General features: G+C 34.7%; 11 protein-coding genes. 6 read left to right on the forward strand and 5 right to left on the reverse strand.

Annotated features, from left to right (window positions below; genetic code table 11):
* Position 1: 1 nt before the first annotated feature.
* Complete coding sequence (locus QZ659_RS04900; RefSeq protein WP_291722877.1) at positions 2–1,486, reverse strand: sodium:solute symporter; 1,485 nt, start codon at positions 1,484–1,486, stop codon at positions 2–4.
* Between the two features lie 162 nt (positions 1,487–1,648).
* Here QZ659_RS04900 and QZ659_RS04905 point away from each other — a divergent pair, with 162 nt between their 5' ends.
* Positions 1,649–2,719 (forward strand): acyltransferase family protein, encoded by a 1,071-nt coding sequence (locus tag QZ659_RS04905; RefSeq protein ID WP_291722743.1) that lies wholly within the window; start codon positions 1,649–1,651, stop codon positions 2,717–2,719.
* Positions 2,720–2,795: 76 nt separating this feature from the next.
* Here QZ659_RS04905 and QZ659_RS04910 read toward each other — a convergent pair whose 3' ends face one another.
* Together QZ659_RS04910 and gltX are read right to left on the reverse strand one after the other, a co-directional pair.
* Positions 2,796–5,066, reverse strand: coding sequence for an aconitate hydratase (locus QZ659_RS04910; RefSeq protein ID WP_291722748.1), 2,271 nt, complete (start codon positions 5,064–5,066; stop codon positions 2,796–2,798).
* Between the two features lie 322 nt (positions 5,067–5,388).
* Positions 5,389–6,930, reverse strand: a complete 1,542-nt coding sequence (gltX, locus tag QZ659_RS04915; RefSeq protein WP_291722750.1) for a glutamate--tRNA ligase — start codon at positions 6,928–6,930, stop codon at positions 5,389–5,391.
* A gap of 333 nt (positions 6,931–7,263) precedes the next feature.
* Between gltX and QZ659_RS04920 the strand changes: the two genes are divergently transcribed.
* On the forward strand, positions 7,264–7,911 hold the full coding sequence (locus QZ659_RS04920; RefSeq protein ID WP_291722753.1) for a hypothetical protein: 648 nt from the start codon (positions 7,264–7,266) through the stop codon (positions 7,909–7,911).
* Positions 7,912–7,923: 12 nt separating this feature from the next.
* The gene (locus QZ659_RS04925; protein ID WP_291722756.1) at positions 7,924–8,352 is read left to right on the forward strand and encodes a DUF1801 domain-containing protein; all 429 of its coding nucleotides are present in this window, start codon (positions 7,924–7,926) and stop codon (positions 8,350–8,352) included.
* A gap of 18 nt (positions 8,353–8,370) precedes the next feature.
* Here the strand turns inward: QZ659_RS04925 and QZ659_RS04930 are convergent, their stop codons facing one another.
* Positions 8,371–10,548: a GAF domain-containing protein gene (locus QZ659_RS04930; protein ID WP_291722759.1), complete on the reverse strand. Its 2,178-nt coding sequence runs from the start codon at positions 10,546–10,548 to the stop codon at positions 8,371–8,373.
* Positions 10,549–10,814: 266 nt separating this feature from the next.
* Between QZ659_RS04930 and QZ659_RS04935 the strand changes: the two genes are divergently transcribed.
* Positions 10,815–11,780, forward strand: a complete 966-nt coding sequence (locus QZ659_RS04935; RefSeq protein WP_291722762.1) for a vWA domain-containing protein — start codon at positions 10,815–10,817, stop codon at positions 11,778–11,780.
* A gap of 10 nt (positions 11,781–11,790) precedes the next feature.
* Positions 11,791–12,960, forward strand: a complete 1,170-nt coding sequence (locus tag QZ659_RS04940) for a DUF4932 domain-containing protein (protein ID WP_291722765.1) — start codon at positions 11,791–11,793, stop codon at positions 12,958–12,960.
* A 409-nt stretch (positions 12,961–13,369) separates the two neighbouring features.
* Here the strand turns inward: QZ659_RS04940 and QZ659_RS04945 are convergent, their stop codons facing one another.
* A complete protein-coding gene (locus QZ659_RS04945; RefSeq protein WP_291722768.1) occupies positions 13,370–17,269 on the reverse strand; it encodes a SpoIIE family protein phosphatase in 3,900 nt (1,299 codons plus the stop codon).
* 227 nt (positions 17,270–17,496) lie between these two features.
* Here QZ659_RS04945 and hutU point away from each other — a divergent pair, with 227 nt between their 5' ends.
* Entirely contained in the window at positions 17,497–19,167 is a 1,671-nt protein-coding gene (gene hutU / locus QZ659_RS04950) for a urocanate hydratase (protein ID WP_291722771.1), read from the forward strand.
* Positions 19,168–19,170 lie beyond the last annotated feature (3 nt).

Below are 19,170 nucleotides of genomic sequence, written 5' to 3' on the forward strand. Positions count from 1 at the left end.
TTTATTTCTTAGCCAACAAAAGCCCTAAAAATGTAAGTCCTCCATTTATTAAAATGGCTTCAAAACCAATTTTATAGTTTCCTAAGAACGTAAAATAATTAGGATTATTAACAAAATAGACAATAGCATATGTCAGAATAGGAGAAATTATGCAAATAAAAGGTGTAAAATTATCTTTTATCTGAATTTTGGTAAACATTCCGAAAGCATATAACCCTAGTAGTGGTCCATACGTGTAGGTTGCAGCTGTAAAAATTCCATCTATAACAGCTCTATCATTATAATAATGAAAAGCCAAAATTACAGCAAGCAAAACAGCAGCAAAACCCACTTGTACTTTTAGGCGAGTAGATTTTTTTTCTTGTTCACTTTTTTTGTAATCCTTTTCTGTCATTGCTGTTTGATATTCTTCAAAACCTAAAAAATCAACACAAAAAGATGTAGTAAGAGCTGTCAGAGCCGAATCTGCACTAGAATATGCTGCTGCAATAATTCCTATCAAAAATAAAATTCCTGCAAGTGCTGGCAAGTGTTGTTGAGCAATAATAGGATATAAATCATCTGTTCGTTCTGGAATAGCAATTCCTTTGCTTTCTGCATACATATATAACAACACACCCATCACAAGGAATAACAAATTGACAAAAACGAGTACAATACTAAACCAAAAGATATTTTTTTGAGATTCGCCTAGTGTTCGGCAAGAAAGATTTTTTTGCATCATATCTTGGTCTAGCCCTGTCATTGTGATGGCAATAAAAGCTCCTGCCAAAAATTGCTTGTAGAAATTTTCAGGCGTATTGATGTCCCAAAAAAAGATTTTACTCATTTTGCTACCCGAAACGGAAGTATAAATTTCTGAAACTGAAGTCAGTCCTAGTTCTTTACCTATTATTACAATCGTAATTCCGACAGCAAGTAGCATAAAAAGGGTTTGAAGTGTATCTGTCCAAACAATCGTTTTGATGCCTCCTTGAAAAGTGTAGAGCAACACTAAAATAATAGTAACTAAAACAGCTATTTCAAAAGGAATCCCTAAAGGTTCAAAGAGAAAAATTTGCAATACACCAGCAGCTAAAAACAGACGAAAAGCTGAACCAATCACACGAGACAAAATAAAAAAACTTGCTCCTGTTTTATAAGACCAAAACCCAAAACGGTTGTTCAAATATTGGTAAATGGATGTTAGATTATGTTTGTAATATAGAGGAAGCAATACCGTTGCAATGACTAAATACCCTAAAAGATACCCAAAGACAATTTGCATATAGCTAAACGCATTTATGCCCACCTTCCCTGGTATAGAAATAAAAGTTACTCCAGAAAGTGATGCTCCAATCATTCCGAAGGCGACTAAATACCAAGGTGCATTCCGATTGGCTGTAAAGAAAGTTTCGGTAGTTGCGCCTCTTGAAGTTCGCCAAGAAATAAAAAATAGAACACCAAAATAGGCAATCAGTACGAATAGGGTAGTTTGTGGAGACATTTGCATTGGATAGCACACCATTTGGTGTGTGAATAGTTTTTTTAGAAAAGAAAAATCCAAATTTACAATAAAGAGGAGAATACTTAAAATCCTTATTTATTCTAACTAATAAACTCTTTGTTTTTGGTATCTTTGAATTTTATATTTCAAACTATAATTTTAATGATTCTAGCAGATAATATCCATACCAAAAGTAATAGTTTGGGTTTCTTACGCTCTCTTTTGGCTTCTATTGTTGTCGTACATCATGCCTTTCGTTTACGTTCTAATGAACCCTATTTTTGGGAAGATTTTTTTCCATTATCATTTGGGACATTAGGAGTATATGGCTTTTTTGTGATTAGTGGTTATCTCATTACGGCTAGTTTCGAACACTCTAGCTCTACTGTTAATTTTGTATGGAGGAGGCTATTACGCATTTTTCCAGCTTTTTGGATATGTTTGTTGCTCACTATTTTTTTGTTTGCCCCCCTAACACATTATTTTACTTATGGTAGTTTAGAAAACTACTTTACTGGTTTTGCTTCTCCTCCCCTTTCATATTTCTACAAAAATATATTTTTATCCATCAATCAAATTGATATTAATAACATAATGCAAAAAAATGTAGGAGCAGGAAATATGTTAGGAGCAGTATTTAATGGTTCGCTTTGGACACTAATACACGAGTTTCGTTTATATATTATTACAGCATTGATTGGTATAGTAGCATTTTATAAAACAAAAAAATATTATGTGTTTTATATTATATATTTTCTATATGTTGTTGTTCATTATGCTGACCCTGTAGAGGGAAGACTTTTCTTTAAATTATATACTGATAAAGCTACTATTATTCTTCCGATTTATTTTTTTGCAGGCAGTACGCTTTATCTCCTTCGAAACAAGATAAAAATAAACTATATTCTACTCAGCTTAGCTATTTTGATTACCATCATAGCACACTATACAGGTTTATTTTACTATATTTTTCCATTTTCGCTTACTTACATTCTGATATGGTTGGCTGTCAAATTACCCTTTAAAGATTGGGAAAGAAAATATGGTGATTATTCTTATGGGATTTATATCTATCATTTTGTTATTCAACAGTCTTTATTAGTTGCAGGATTTACGTATCTGAATACTATCTCTTTCTTTTTATTATCGTTTTGTATAGCTCTTTTTTTTGCTTATTTAAGTTGGAAGTTGATAGAAAAACCATCTTTAAAACTAAAGAATAAGTTTTCATAATCAAAAAAAGCAAGTCCGTTTCCGAACTTGCTTTTTTGTTTTATAAAATTTCACAGACTAAAGTCTATGCTACATTTTAAGCATTTTGCTTCTTAATCAAATTCAAGGCAGACCCTTCTTTGAACCACTCAATCTGACTTTGATTATAAGAATGGTTAAGTTTGATAGTATCTGTTGAACCGTCCTTGTGTTTTACTTCCAATGTAAGTTGTTTGTTTGGAGCAAATTCATTCAAATCTGTAAATGTGAATGAATCATCTTCTTGAATCAAATCATAATCTGCTTCATTGGCAAACGTAAGACCAAGCATACCTTGTTTTTTAAGGTTTGTTTCGTGAATACGTGCAAAAGATTTTACAATCACAGCCACAACGCCCAAATGACGAGGCTCCATAGCAGCGTGTTCTCTTGAAGAACCTTCGCCATAGTTATGGTCACCCACAACGATAGAAGGAACTCCAGCAGCTTTGTAAGCTCTAGCCGTAGCAGGAACAGCACCATATTCGCCAGTAAGCTGATTCTTTACATTGTCGGTTGCTTTATTGAAAGCATTTACAGCACCGATAAGACAGTTGTTAGAAATATTATCTAAATGTCCACGGAAGCGTAACCAAGGACCAGCCATAGAAATATGGTCTGTCGTACATTTTCCAAACGCTTTGATAAGTAATTTAGCATCTTTGATGTCTGTACCGATAGGCTCAAATGGAGTAAGAAGTTGCAAACGCTCCGACTCTGGAGAAACTACTACTTCTACATTAGAACCATCTTCTACTGGAGCTTGGAAACCTGCATCTTCTACATCAAATCCTTTTGATGGAAGTTCGTCTCCTACTGGCTCGTCTAGTAATACTTCTTCACCTGTTTTGGTTTTGAGTTTGTCTTTGGTTGGGTCAAAGTCCAAACGACCAGAAATAGCAATCGCTGCTACCAATTCTGGAGAAGTTACGAAGGCATGTGTATTTGGGTTACCATCTGCACGCTTTGCAAAGTTTCTATTAAATGAGTGAACGATAGAGTTCTTTGGCGCATTTTTAGGGTCTGAATATCTTGCCCACTGTCCAATACAAGGACCACAAGCGTTTGTAAATATTTTAGCTCCTAATTCTTCAAAAGTACCTAATAAGCCATCTCTTTCAGCTGTGAAGCGAACTTGTTCCGAACCTGGGTTGATTCCAAACTCTGCTTTTACTTCAATGCCTTTGTCCACAGCTTGTTTTGCAATAGAAGCTGCTCTTGATAAATCTTCATACGAAGAGTTAGTACAAGAACCAATAAGTCCCCATTCTACGTCTAAAGGCCAGCCATTTGCTTCAGCTTTTTCTTTTACGTCTGTTCCTGCTTCAGAAGCAATATCTGGAGAAAAAGGACCATTCAAATGAGGTTTTAATTCGCTCAAGTTGATTTCGATAACTTGGTCGAAATATTTTTCTGGGTTAGCATATACTTCGTCATCACCTGTCAAGTATTCAGCTACTTCGTTGGCTGCATCTGCCACAGCATCACGACCTGTTGCACGGAGATAACGCTCCATAGATTCGTCGTAACCGAAAGTAGAAGTAGTTGCTCCAATTTCTGCACCCATATTACAGATAGTTCCTTTACCTGTACAAGACATAGATTTTGCACCTTCTCCGAAATACTCAACGATAGCACCCGTTCCACCTTTTACAGTAAGGATTCCAGCTACTTTCAAGATAACATCTTTTGGCGCAGACCAACCAGAAAGTTTTCCAGTAAGTTTTACACCAATAAGTTTTGGAAATTTGAGTTCCCAAGGCATACCTGCCATCACATCCACAGCATCAGCTCCACCAACACCAATGGCTACCATTCCAAGACCACCAGCATTTACAGTATGAGAGTCTGTACCAATCATCATTCCCCCAGGGAAAGCATAGTTTTCTAATACTACTTGGTGGATAATTCCTGCTCCTGGTTTCCAAAATCCGATACCGTATTTGTTAGAAACAGAAGAAAGGAAATCAAATACTTCTGAGCTTGTTTTGTTGGCGTGAGCTAAATCTTTAGCAGCACCTTCTTTTGCTTGGATAAGGTGGTCGCAGTGAACTGTTGTAGGAACAGCTACCTTGTTTTTTCCTGCTTGCATAAATTGCAAAAGAGCCATTTGAGCTGTCGCATCTTGACAAGCAATACGGTCTGGTGCAAAATCCACATAATCTACTCCTCTTTTAAACGCCGTTGTAGGCTCTCCATCCCAAAGGTGGTTGTATAAAATTTTCTCTGCTAAAGTTAGGGGTCTGCCTACCACTTCTTTTGCTTTATCTACACGAGATTTAAGGTTCGCATAGACGCTTTTCATCATATCTAAATCGTAAAGAGCCATTTGGTTTATTTTTTATTTTAAAAGTAAAAGAATTTCAAAGAGATAACTACTACTTTAAAAAATAGTTGGAAATAGTTAAAAGTAGATAGTTTTTGAGAAAAATTATTAGGATTGATGTGTGTTTTTGTTTCAACTAGAAAATTACACACAACTAATCAAATTATCAATTTCTTTGCTTGTTTGACTATTAATTAGAATGATTCTAAAATAAGATAGTTGTATTTTGTTTTTTTATAGTCTTCGTTTTAATAACGGACATAACAAAACAAGCCCTAATCCTATAAAAATAGAATTAGGGCTTAAGATTTTATTAAAAAACAGCTTACGCTTTTACTTCAAGCTCGTCTATTGCTTTTTCAATTCTATGGATAACTTCTTCTTTTCCTAAAAGAACAGCAATTTCCATCAAATCAGGTCCTGAACCTGCCCCAGTCAGAGACAAACGCAAAGGAAGCATCACAGCACCCATTTTGACACCTGCGTTTTTAGCAGCGTCGTTTACGAGTTGTTTGGTCTGTGTCTCGTCTTCTAAAGAATCTGTATTTTTCAAGATTTCTACCAGTGCAGAAAGTCCTTTTACTGCATCAGCATTCCATTTTTTGGCAACTAACTGCTCATCGTATTCAGAAGGAGCTTGCAAAAATACTTTAGAACCTTCCCAAAAGTCACTCAAGAAAACAGCTCTTTCTTTTAGCATTTCGGCTAGTTTTTCTAAATAAGTTCTGTCAGCCAAAGAATTAGAAACTATCATTGATGCTAAATAATCGGCAATTTCGCTGTTAGGCTTGTTGCGTAAATACTGCTGATTGAACCATTTTGCTTTATCAAAATCAAATCTTGCTCCTGCTTTATTTACTCTAGCAATATCAAATTTTTCGATGAGTTCTTCCATTGAGAAAATCTCTTCATTGTTCCCTGGGTTCCATCCTAAAAGTGCTAAAAAGTTTACCACAGCAGCAGATTCAAATCCCCACTCTCTAAAACCTTCAAATTTATCTTCAATTCCATTTCCATTCCACTCTAAAGGAAAAACTGGCATACCAAATTTTGCTCCATCACGCTTAGAGAGTTTTCCATTTCCGTCTGGTTTCAAAATCAAAGGCAAGTGAGCAAATCTTGGCATGGTATCTTCCCAACCTAAATAGCGATACAAAAGTACGTGCAACGGTGCAGACGGCAACCACTCTTCCCCACGAATAACGTGCGTAATTTTCATCAAATGGTCATCAACAACGTTTGCCAAGTGATATGTCGGCATTCCGTCAGATTTCAATAAAACTTTATCATCAATAGCTGAAGAGTGAACTACTACCCAGCTACGAATCATGTCGTTTAATCTTACCTCTTCTTTACGTGGAATTTTGAGACGAATTACATAAGGCGTTCCATTTTCCAAAAGTTTTTTTGTTTCATCTTCTGGCAAAGTCAAAGAATTACGCATTTGTGTACGAGTAATACTGTTGTATTGAGGAGAAGCCACACCTGCATTTTTGAGGCGTTCTTTCATTGCCTCTAACTCTTCTGATGTATCAAAGGCATAGTAAGCATGTCCTTTTTCTACAAGCTGCATTGCATAGTCTTTGTACATATCTTTTCGCTCCGACTGGCGATAAGGTGCATACTCTCCTCCGTGCTTAGGACTTTCAGTTGGCGAAATTCCCACCCACTCTAAGGCTTCCATAATATATTCTTCTGCTCCTTCTACAAAACGAGTTTGGTCGGTATCTTCAATACGGACAATAAACTCTCCACCATGTTTTTTGGCAAACAAATAATTAAAAAGGGCAGTACGAACTCCTCCAATATGCAATGCACCTGTTGGAGAAGGCGCAAAACGAACTCTTACATTAGTATCTTTACTCATAAAGGTAATTTTCTATATGTTGTATTTTGATAGATTTCTATTTTGAAGCACAAATTTACAAAAAATAATATGGCTTCTGTGTAGTTTTTATTTTAACTTGCTATTAGACTTTTGGGTTCATTTATTTACCTTTCAACTTGATATTTTTAAATCAGCAGAAAATTTTATGGTAGCAAATTATAAGTAGTTAGCTGGTATAATTTTGTTATTTTCAAAAGCTAGTGCAATTTTATAAAAAGTTGAATTTTAACTTTGTCAAGGGTCTTTTCGAAGAAAAAAACAGACCTTGACAATAGTTTTTATAAACTAAATTGTACTACTCAACTACTTAAAATGGCATTTTTACTTTTGACTTTTATAGTTCTTTTTGCTTGTACGAAAAGCCAAGAGGGAAATAGACAAGAAAAAATGAATAATGATGCTACTAAAAATGAAGGTGTACAAATAGATAAAGAGGCTTCTAAATCATCTCACACAATTTTTTACATATCAGATTCTACTTATTACTCTCTTGAGTTTCTAGCAGGGCTAAAAAAAACACATCCTTATAAAACAGTTTCTCTGAACCAAGATTCTATTATCATAAATAACGACCAAAAAAGTATAATACTTTTCCCTCAAGATTTACCACTTAATAATAATGTCAGCTATCAAAAATTAGAAGAAGAAAAATTATATTCATTAAAGCTAAAACGTATAAATTACTCTAGCGTTGAATATGACTATAAAGAAAAGGTAGGTAGTGAGATTCGTTCTAGTTTTACAGGAGTAGCACATCTAAGAGGAAATTTCTACACAGGGTCAGCAGGTTTTATTGAAGACAAAAACAATAATACTTATGGAACTTATGAATATATTTCAAACTTCGATACTTGCCAAATAAGTATTCACATTGGAAAAGGTTATATTCAAAAATCTTTTTTTACTTATTATTGCGATTCAAGTAATAACATGGATAGCCCTATTTTACTAAAGCTATAAACCAAAGAAAAAATGTCAGAAAATAAAACCAAACCCACTCAAAAAAGCGTTGAAGAATTTTTGAATAGCATAGAAAATGAGCAGCGCAAAAAAGATGCTTTTGAAGTATTAGAACTTATGAAATCTGTAACTGGACTAGAACCTAAAATGTGGAGCGATAGTATGGTAGGTTTTGGTTCGTATCACTACAAATATGAAAGTGGACGAGAAGGCGATTATATGATTACTGGTTTTGCTCCACGAAATTCAAACCTTTCAATTTATATCATCAACGGATTTGAAAAGTATCAAGACCTTTTGGAAAAATTAGGCAAGCACAAAACGAGTGTATCTTGCCTGTACATTACAAAATTGGAGAAAATTGACAAAGATATTTTGAAGGAAATTATCACAGATTCATTCAACTATATGTGTGAGAACTATCCTACAACGACTGATTAGAAAAAATAGAAATTTGATTTATTCAATTGGAATAATATCTTCATATTCTGTAAAACGAATCGGATTGAGCGAGGTAACTTCTCTGTTTACGATGGCAAAGCCTGTGATGTCTCCACTAGTAGCGATGAGAGGGAAAAACTCTAACTCATAATACAAATCTTCAAATTCAGAATTTTTGATATTCGAAACCATTGTAAAGGTTTCTCCACCTAAAGCACGTTCGTAGTAAGGCTTCCAATATTCTAACTGTTCTTGTGATAAGATTTCTAATATATTTGAACCATTAGGTACTTCTGTTCCCTTCAAACGACGTAGCATTGCAGCATACGAACGGTTTAAAACTTTTATATTGTACTCTCCATCCAAAGCCAAAATCATACTCTTTGTACTGTTTACGACAGCCTCATAATTAGTCAGTCGTTCTCTCAAATCTCCTTGAATGCGTTCTAATTCTTCTTGTGTAGTAGTTAGTTCTTCCATACTCTGACGCATCTCTTCCTCTTGCGCTCGCATTTGTTCGGCATACATCTGCGACTCTTGTAAGAGTATTTTGGTACGCTCATTACTTCTTACATTGGCAAGTGTAGCAGCAATACTTTCAGAGAGTTTAATAACAAAAGCAAGCTGATATTCTTCAATAACTTTAAAGGAAGCAAGTTCAATCACTCCGTGTACTTCATCATTTGAAATCAAAGGAACAATCAGCAAATAACTTGGCGTAGCTTCCCCCAAACCAGAGGTAAGACGAATATAGTCTGGCGAAATCTGATTGAAATATAAATATCCTTTTTCCATAACTGCCTGTCCTAAAAGCCCTTGTTCGGCAGGAATAGATTGTTTTATGAATTTTTGTTGATTGTAGGCATAGGCAGCCTTCAAAACTAGATTTGCTTTGGCATCTTCACTATCGCCTTCTCTTTCTAAACTATAAATTCCACCCTGATTTGCTCCCAAATAGTGTACTAAGTTCGAAATAAGTTGATACGAAAGAGCTTGCATATCTTGTGCGTGTTGACGCAAAATATCAGAAAACTTGGCTGTTCCCTCATTTGCCCAGTTTCGGCGTTTGTCTTCTTCTGCATTTTGTTTGAGGTCGTTTCGCATTTCCAAGAGTGCATACCCTAAAGAATCTTTTTTACTTCTGACTTCAAACTCTTGGTCAAAATTTCCCTTTCCTACTTGCGTTGCAAAATCCGTAATCTTTTCCAACCCTTGTGAAAAACGACTCAAATCTTGAATAAGGCTACCTACTTCGTCGTGAGAGGAAGCTAAAAGCGTACGAGAAATATCTCCTGCTGACAAACGATTAATAAGTCGGCGAATTTTGAGCAGTGGATGCAAAGATGTTTTGACAACAAACCAAAAGCCCAAACCAATCACAATAGCATTGATGAGAAACAGAGCTATCATCCAATAACGCAAACGTACTTGGTCGTAATGTAGTCTAGTAGAAAGAGAGTTTTCCAAGTTTTTATTGAGCAAAACCAGTTTTTCAGCATTGCGAATAATATAATTTACATCTGGAACAATGTTTCCACTCAAGACATTATCAAACTGATATTCCATCCTTCTATAATTAATGGAAAGTGTTGCATTAGCATCATTTTCTTTAAAAGAATTATTGAAAGTAAGCGACAAATTTCCTAAGTCGCTTCCCAAATCTCCATCTATGTTGCCTATATCGCCCAAAGAAAACAGGTCTTCTTCTATTGGTAGCTGTGAGTCTGAACTTACGGCACGTTCTGGCACATAGTACACCAAAACGCTATCGTGGTGCAACTGGCTCGTAGTTCTTATTTTTGTAAATCTTTTGTCAAATTCTCTCCACAGACGTTGAAAGGCAGTAAGTTGATTTTTAATATCTTCAGAGACAGGTTCAACTTCTATTTCTTCATCAAAACGAGCTTTATAAACTCCTCCATTTTGAAGGATTTCAAGATTTGAATTGATAGAATGTACTCGGTTATTAAGGTCGTTGAGGTCAGTTTGTTGATTTCCATTTACTACATTTCGCAAATAAAAAATGGCTTGTTGGATAGACATTCCGTTGCGCTGAGCTATGTCTAGCTTTGTTCCGTCATCTAGGATATTGCTGTCTAACTTAAAGACTAAAAAATAATGAAGCACCAACATTACAAACAATCCTGAAAACAAGATTGCCAATTTCTGACTAATTTTTAAATGTCTTACATTCATAATTGATAAGCAATGTCTAGCATATTATACAAACTGAGCTAAAAGATACAAAAAGAATTTAGCAGATTCAATTTTCTATCTTGAAATTTAGTGTTTACAACACAAAAAAACATCTACTGTTACCCTATAAAAAAGCGATTTCGATAAATAACGCTAAAAAACAAGTAGAACTCATAGTTTTTGATTACTTTCACTCAACTATTTTATAGAAAAAGACTTTTTAGAAACTAGAAACATCCTCTGATTAGATTTTTATTATAAGTAATATGATTTGGAACAATAGCTTAGGCATCACAGAAACTATTTTTATTCTTGCTTTTATGCTTTTATATGGTATCTATATTTTTAGAACCTATAAAAAGGCGAACTACCTTCGCACAACCTCAAAATATGTTTGGTTGAAATTTGTACTTAGAAGTAGCTACATTATTCTGATGATATTGGCTTTGTTAGGACCTTCTTTTGGAGAAACAAAGCAAGATGTAAAGAGTGTGGGGAAAGATATTTTTTATTTGGTGGACTTGTCTCGTTCAATGGATGCTATTGATATTCAACCTTCAAGAATGGAACGTATCAAGCACGAACTCAAAGGCATTACTTCTGCATTTGCTTCTGACAGACAAGGAATTATTATTTTTTCATCGGAAGCCTTTCTACAATGCCCTTTGACAAGCGACCAAAGTGCATTAAAGTTGATTTTAGAATCCTTAAACACTGGTCTTGTACCAAGTGGAGGAACAGACTTTGCCCCCCCTTTAAAAATGGCATTGGAAAAGTTTGAAAGTGATAAAGAAACCAAAACCAATTCAAAAATTATTATTATGATAAGTGATGGAGAAGACTTTGGAGAAGAAACAGATGATGCCATCGACGAAATAGAAGATTTAGGTATCAAACTTTTTGCTTTGGGAATTGGAACAGAACAAGGAGGTAAAATCCCTTCTGGAAGTGGATTTAAAAAAGACAAACGTACTGGAGAAACTATTATTACAAAACTCAATCCTTCTGATTTGCAAAACTTAGCCGACCAAACAGGAGGCAAGTATTTTGAAATTGGAGAAACTCAAAATGATGTACAACGTCTGATAAATGCTGTTCAAGCCATTCAAGGAGAAGTTAGAGGTGTAAAACAAATAGATACAACTACCAATAAATATTATTACTTTCTCTATGCAGCTTTGTTTTTAGCTATTATTGATGTTCTGTTTACTATCAAAGTTATTAAAATATAATTAAAATAATATGCACAAATTAACACTTGTATTTATCTGCCTACTCTTATTCTCTTGCAATAAAGAAAAAAATACTCATTCAATTAAGGAGCAAAAAACAGTTGAAATAGACATAAACAAAACTATTGAGACGTTTATGATTCTACGTTCTATTTCTGATGATGACCCTCTGTTTCAATATCGTGATTCAACTTATAAAGGTAAGCCAATTATGTATGAGGCAAGAAAGGTATTTTTAGATTATAAGAACCATCCAGCTATCGAAGAAACACAAAAGTTACTAAAAGCTACGAGTAGTACTGGAGATTTAATTCTACAAGGATTGCTATATTTTGAAGAACTGCCATCTACAAATCAAAAATTTGAGATTGATTCTAAGTTTTGGCAAACAAAAGAAGATACATTAGCCAACTATATTTCAGTAATTAATAAATTTTACAAAGAGGCAAAAGTAGAAGAGTTTATCAATAACAATAAGAATTTTTATGATAATGCAAAAATAGAAGCAAAATCTTATTTAGATGACAATCTGATACCTACAATGGAAGAATACTTCGGAATTCAAAACTATGCTTATAAGATGCTACTTATACCAAACTCTCCATTCGGAATGGGGTTTGGAGCAAGTGTAAAATCAGATAAAGGCAACATATTTTATCAAATTATTTCTCCTGCAAATGATATTGAATGGAATAAAAATTCAACTTACGCTACTTATGGTTTTTCAGGAAAGGGAGCAAATGAATATTACAGAGACATGGTTGTACACGAATTTTGTCATCCATTTGTAACACCATATCTAGAATCTGATAAAATGAAATCAGAAATAGCTAAAACGGATTCATTATTTATTCCTAAACTTGATTCCATAATGTCAAAACAAGGATATGGTTCTTGGTGGGGATTTGTAAATGAACATCTTGTAAGATTGGGAGAAATCAGAATTGCTAAAGCAATGAAAACTCAAGATTTAGATGCGATGAGGAAGACCAATATAAACGAAAATGGTTTTATTTTATTACCAGAAGCAGAAGAATTAATCTTGAAATATGAAAACAATAGAGATAAGTATGCTACATTTCAAGATTTTATTCCAATACTGATTAATCAACTTGAAACGTTTAATAAACAACAAATAGATAATAAGTTGCAACAATTGAAAAAAGATATAAAACAATAGCACGATGACTTCATAATTCAATTAGAAATTTCGCAAATAGGATTTCTGACAAAGGTTTATATTTTAAGTTATATATACGGAGTTAAAAACCTATCAAATGTTATTCATTCTGAATCTATACCTAAAAGTTGTTTAAGAATAGAAAAATAACCGTCGTTGAGGCTCAAAATGCAGCTATCAACGAGGATAAAATTCCCTCAACAACGGTTTAAAACCCCATTTACGATTGATGAAACACATTCTTAAACAACTTTCTAGGGTAAACACACGAAAAAAGCATGGCTATAAATCAAATAGATAGAAGATACTTTTTACTTTGAAAAATAAAGTTTTTTTTAAAAAAACTAATTGGATTAGTATAAAAACCTTAGTGCTTTTACTCTCTTTCAGATACAATGAAAGGAGAGAATTATAGATTAATTGCCATTATTGTAATATCATCTCTTTGCTCTTCTTCTTCTCTAAAGTTTTCAAGGTCTTCTAAAAGTAAACTCTCTTGCATAGAAATTGGAAGGTGTGTCCATTCAGAAACTTTATCTAAAAAGCGTTTTGTTCCATATTTTTTACGGTCTTTGTTGGGTTGGTCTATAAGTCCATCAGAAGTAAGGAAAAGAGTCGTACGTGGTAACAAAGTAAGATGATGTTCTTCGAATGGTTTCTTTTTACGCTGAATACCACCAATAGAGCGAGATGTACCACGTAGTTGTACGATTTCCTTATCTGCTTCTTTGTAAATCAGAGGGCGTTTTGCTCCACAAAAATCAAGTTCTATATTTCCATTTTCTAAATATGTATAGCGAATCAAAATAATATCCATTCCGTCTGTATTACTTCCTTTTTTGCCTGTCTGACGTAGTGAACGACGTATTTCATTATCCAAATGTTCTAACATATCAGCAGGTGAGGTGATTTCCTTTTCATACAAAATTTCTCGTAAAAGGGAGCTTCCTACCATAGACATAAATGCCCCTGGAACACCGTGTCCTGTACAATCTACAACAGCAGCATATTGAAACCCTTCACTATAACCAGTCCAGTAAAAATCACCACTTACAATATCTTTAGGTTTATAAATAATGTAGTGTTCTCCTACCGAACGTTTAATTTCTTTTTCTGTTGGCAAGATAGATTCTTGAATGGTTTGAGCATAGCGAATAGAATCTGTAATTTCTTGGTTTCTGCGCTCAATAAGTTGGTATGCCTTAATATTAGAAAGAGCAATCGCCGTAGCTGAAGCAATAGATTGTAAGAGCAAAATATCTTGTTCTGAATAATCTAGTTCATAGAAAGTTTGAACTGTCATGACGCCAAACTTTTGTCCCTCTGCAATTAGAGGTACATAGATTACAGCATAGGGCAAGTCTCCTTTTTCTATTGTTATGTTATGTTCTTCAAACTTTTCTTTCCATACTTTAGCAACATTATTTATAGTAATCGTTTTTTCTTCCATCAAACATTCTACTGAAGGATGGTTCTTATCTTCCAAAGAATCTGAATGAGGTTCTAGTATTTTACCTTTTTCAAAAAAATCATCGAAGTCAATCGTATTCCTTTGTTCGTTCAACAGTCCAACTCCAAAGCCTTCTGCTGGCATCAGTCCAATAACTCGCTGAAAAACAGCTGATGTTAGCTCTTTAGTATCAAGAATTGACGTTATCTCATGTGTAATATCACTCAGTTCTTCTAATCTTTTGTTGGCATTTTGGAGTGATTTTTTTTGTCGCATCACCTCTTTATTTGCCTTCTTCAGATATTCAGCTTGAGAAGCAAGCTCTTCTTTCTGATTGAATACTTCTTGGCTCTGACTTAAAAGCTCCTTTTGTTGTGCTTCTAACTCTTCTGTTTTTTGACTAATTTCTTGGGTACGTTCTGCAATAATTGAATTGAGTTCTTTATTTTTCTTTTTTAGATTTCGTTCGTGTAGATAGGTAAATCCAACAGCAAGCAAAAACACAAGTCCCACATAAATGATGTATGCCCACCAACGCTGATACCAAGCTGTTGAAACTTCAAAAATTCGTGTAACAATATTACTTAACTCTCCCGTTTTATTTTTTGCTTGTATTTCTAAAGTATATTCTCCAGATGGCAAGATATTGAACTCTATTTCATCTTTTGCTGTCCAAGGCGACCAATTTAGCGAAGAAGGTAACAAACGGTATCTATATTGAAGTTCTTCATTTTGCCCGAAAGCTGTACTAACTAGCTGCACAGAATAATTATTGAAATCAGTAGACAGTTTATGTTTTCCATAATTTGAAACTAATGAATCTCTAATTTTAGTATAACGAACAAAAATAGATAGGGAATCCTTTGGTAAAGCAGAGTTTTGTGTATAGTCATACCTATATACCCCTTCAGAGGTAGCTACCCAAGTAAATATTGGTTTAATAAAATCATTCTCTATAAGAGTATATTTATTGTCCTCATAAATATCATTAAAATCAGTATTGGAAAGATTTAAAAAAGCACTTTCTATGGCTTCATTGTCTTGATAACATAAAAGTTGATTATCTTTTACCATCCAATAAGCATTTGCCACACTTCCATTTTGGTTTTTAGGATAATGAGCAAAACTTTCTATGAGCGAAACATCAGAATGAATAGCATTTTTTGCTTGAAAGTTAGGATTTTTCTGTGTATTGTTTGCAATAACAGCCGAAATAAACTCATCTTTGAGTGTATCCAAATAAAAAATTCCTCTTGAAGTTGCTACAAAAAGTTGCTCATTATTGACGACTAACTGTCTTATTTCTGCTTTTGGAAGTCCGTTCAACGAATCATAAAAGGTAGCTTGATAATCTTCTGTTGATTTATCTATTTTGACAATACCTTTATATTCTGTTTCAGCCCAAATCTGATTTTGGTTTAAAAGTACAGTTCGCTTTAAAGGTTCTTCTAAAGAAGTGCCTTCTATCTTGAAAGCAGTATTCATTTTTTTCAGCCCTTCAGAAGTAGAAATATAGACTATGCCAGTTTTGTCCACTAAAAGATGCTTTGCCTCCAACTCACTTATCTTTTCTATCTTTTTTCTAAGAGGATTATAGGCAAAAATTCCAGCTTGCCCTGCAATAAGTAATTTAGGATTTTTTGGGTCGTAGTCATATATTTTCAAATCCCAAACTTGTCCCAAGACTTCTTTTACACCTTCCCATATTTGCAATTTAGCATCATAGTAAAACAAACCTTGCCCAGTAGCAGCATACAAAACTCCATCAAAACGAGTTATTTTATTTACTTTTCCCAATCTACTCTCTTCCCCAAAATACGTATAAGCCCATGAAGTTTGAACATGTGCTACTCCTTGGCTAAGAGCTACCCATAAGTTTCCATTTTTTTCAGCATACAGATTCCAAACTGCATTGTCTTGCAAGCCTTTTAGGTCTGAAATATGATTTTTCCATTTGCCATTTTTATCTATAAGCACGATACCCTCAGTAGCCGTTCCAATAGCAAACTGTCCGTTTGACAAAGCTGCCAAACTATGGATAGCATTTTTTTGAAAGAAATCATTTTTTTCGACTTCAAACCTACTTATTTTGTTAGTGGTAGTGTGGTGAGTATAGAATAAACCTTCCTTAGTAGCAATTAGAGTAACATTGTCAGCATATTCTACCATTCCCACTATTAAATGGTTATAAAGTAAGTTGGTATGCTCTAAATTATTGAGATAGTTATTGGTATATTCAAAAATACCTAGTTTAGCTTCCTGTACATAGAGTTTGTCGTGGATAACAAAAGCTGATAAAAAAGTATTTGCTCTTGGTTGAATAATCCTAAATTCTTCATTTTTGTAAATAAAAATAAAATCTTTAGTGAGGAAAAAAACTTCTTCTCCCAACACTAACGTTTTCCAAACATCTTTAAAATTTCTATATTTTTCTGGCATTTTACTAAACAAAGAAATATACTTTGTATTGCCTAAAGAGTCTAAATACGCATATCCAACATCTCCTACTCCACCAATATACACTCTATCAGAAAAGCTAGAATAAGAAAGCGAACGCACTACACCTGTTCCTCCAATTTTGGTACGCTCCCATCTTTTACCATCGAACGATAGTAAATGCGTTGTATTTCCAATATAAACAATGCCATTTTTGTCTTGTGTAATTGCCCAGTTTTGAGGGGAAGCACTATATTCTTTTGGAGAAAAGTTTTTCACAAAAAGCCACCCTGCCTCTTGGTAAGGCACATTTTGCGTATTTTGTTCTTGTGTACTGCTTTGCTGAGCAAAAGAAAGTGTGGAAGATAAAATACTGATACCGAGAAAAGTAAAAAATATCAGATAAAAAAATGTCTGTTTCATATACGGTAATAAGTATGGGTATAGAACAGAGAAAGGCAGAATAAGTTTTGAAAATTTCGATTTAAAACATCAGATTTATTAAAGAATAATTTTCCCTACTTACAAACTACTCTCAATTTTGTATCAAAATTCAAATTGATTTCATTATTTCGTAAATTTAGGCTGTTAATTCTGCATTCAAATATTAGCTACGCTGATTGTTTCACAATTCTAAAATCTAAATGTATATGACCATACAAAACGCAACACAAAAAGGAAAAACACCCACTGGAACGACTCTCAATACAAAAGGCTGGCAGCAAGAAGCCGTCTTGAGAATGCTCTACAACAACCTTGACCCAGATGTAGCCGAACGTCCAGAAGACCTAGTAGTTTATGGAGGAATTGGAAAAGCTGCACGCAACTGGGAATCTTTTGACCTCATTGTAAAAGCTCTCAAAAATATGAGTGATGAGCAGACACTTTTAGTTCAGTCTGGAAAACCAGTAGCTATTCTTCCAACACACAAAAATGCTCCTCGTGTCTTGATTTCTAATTCTATGCTTGTTCCTCGCTGGGCAAACTGGGATCACTTCAACGAACTAGACAAAAAAGGCTTGATGATGTACGGGCAAATGACAGCAGGTTCTTGGATTTATATCGGCACACAAGGTATTGTACAAGGAACGTATGAAACCTATGCCGAACTGGCTCGCCAACACTTTGGAGGTTCTTTGAAAAATACGCTCAACGTAACAGCAGGACTTGGAGGAATGGGTGGCGCACAGCCTTTAGCTATCACAATGAATGAAGGGGTTTGTCTAGCTGCCGAAGTCGAAGAATGGAGAATCGATAAACGCTTAGAAACTCGTTATTTGGATGAAAAATATTTTGATATTGATAAAGCGATTGATGCAGCATTAGAATATAAAAAAGAAGGCAAAAACATTTCTATCGGAGTAGTTTGTAACATTATTGATTTGCTTCAAAGGCTCATTGATAGAAACATAACACCAGACACGCTGACCGACCAAACCTCTGCCCACGATGCTTTGAATGGTTATTTTCCAGAAAATATGAGTGTAGAGGAAGCCAACACGCTTAGAGAAACCAATCCAGAAAAATATACAGAACTCTCTTTGGACACCATGGCACACCACGTAAAACAAATGTTGGAACTTCAAAAACGTGGAGCAATTACTTTTGATTATGGAAATAATCTTAGAGGACAAGCCAAAGACCAGAGAAAAGTAGAAAACGCTTTTGATTTCCCTGGATTTGTTCCTGCTTATATTCGTCCGTTGTTTTGTGAAGGAAAAGGACCTTTTCGTTTTGTAGCTCTTTCTGGAGATGAGCAAGATATTTTCGAATGTGATAAGGTTTTGTTGGAGTTATTCCCTGAAAACGAATCGCTACACCGTTGGATAAAAATGGCACAAGAACGCATTGCTTTCCAAGGCTTGCCAGCTCGTATTTGTTGGCTTAGTATGGGAGAACGAGAAAAAGCTGCACTCGCTTTCAACGAACTTGTAAAGAATGGAACACTAAAAGCTCCTATCGTCATTGGAAGAGACCATTTGGATAGTGGTTCAGTGGCTTCTCCCAACCGAGAAACCGAAGCGATGCTAGACGGTTCGGATGCTGTGGCAGATTGGCCTATCTTGAATGCGCTTATCAATACGGCTGGTGGTGCTACGTGGGTTTCGCTTCACCACGGAGGAGGCGTAGGAATGGGTTATTCTATCCACGCAGGAATGGTAATTTTGGCAGATGGAACAGAAGAAGCACACCAAAGACTAAAACGTGTCTTGCACAACGACCCTGCTATGGGAGTAATTCGCCACGCTGATGCAGGATACCAAAAAGCGCAAGAGTGGGCAGAAGAATTTAATCTGAATTTAAAGAAGAATTTGAGTTAATTT

This window comes from Bernardetia sp. (assembly GCF_020630935.1).
In the GTDB taxonomy this organism is placed as follows: domain Bacteria; phylum Bacteroidota; class Bacteroidia; order Cytophagales; family Bernardetiaceae; genus Bernardetia.

Coding starts and splice junctions, on each gene's coding strand:
- QZ659_RS04940 (WP_291722765.1), top strand. CDS start 11,791: ATGCACAAATTAACACTTGTATTTATCTGCCTACTCTTATTCTCTTGC.
- QZ659_RS04935 (WP_291722762.1), top strand. CDS start 10,815: ATGATTTGGAACAATAGCTTAGGCATCACAGAAACTATTTTTATTCTT.
- gltX (WP_291722750.1), bottom strand. CDS start 6,930: ATGAGTAAAGATACTAATGTAAGAGTTCGTTTTGCGCCTTCTCCAACA.
- QZ659_RS04900 (WP_291722877.1), bottom strand. CDS start 1,486: ATGTCTCCACAAACTACCCTATTCGTACTGATTGCCTATTTTGGTGTT.
- QZ659_RS04920 (WP_291722753.1), top strand. CDS start 7,264: ATGGCATTTTTACTTTTGACTTTTATAGTTCTTTTTGCTTGTACGAAA.
- QZ659_RS04945 (WP_291722768.1), bottom strand. CDS start 17,269: ATGAAACAGACATTTTTTTATCTGATATTTTTTACTTTTCTCGGTATC.
- QZ659_RS04930 (WP_291722759.1), bottom strand. CDS start 10,548: ATGAATGTAAGACATTTAAAAATTAGTCAGAAATTGGCAATCTTGTTT.
- hutU (WP_291722771.1), top strand. CDS start 17,497: ATGACCATACAAAACGCAACACAAAAAGGAAAAACACCCACTGGAACG.
- QZ659_RS04910 (WP_291722748.1), bottom strand. CDS start 5,066: ATGGCTCTTTACGATTTAGATATGATGAAAAGCGTCTATGCGAACCTT.
- QZ659_RS04905 (WP_291722743.1), top strand. CDS start 1,649: ATGATTCTAGCAGATAATATCCATACCAAAAGTAATAGTTTGGGTTTC.
- QZ659_RS04925 (WP_291722756.1), top strand. CDS start 7,924: ATGTCAGAAAATAAAACCAAACCCACTCAAAAAAGCGTTGAAGAATTT.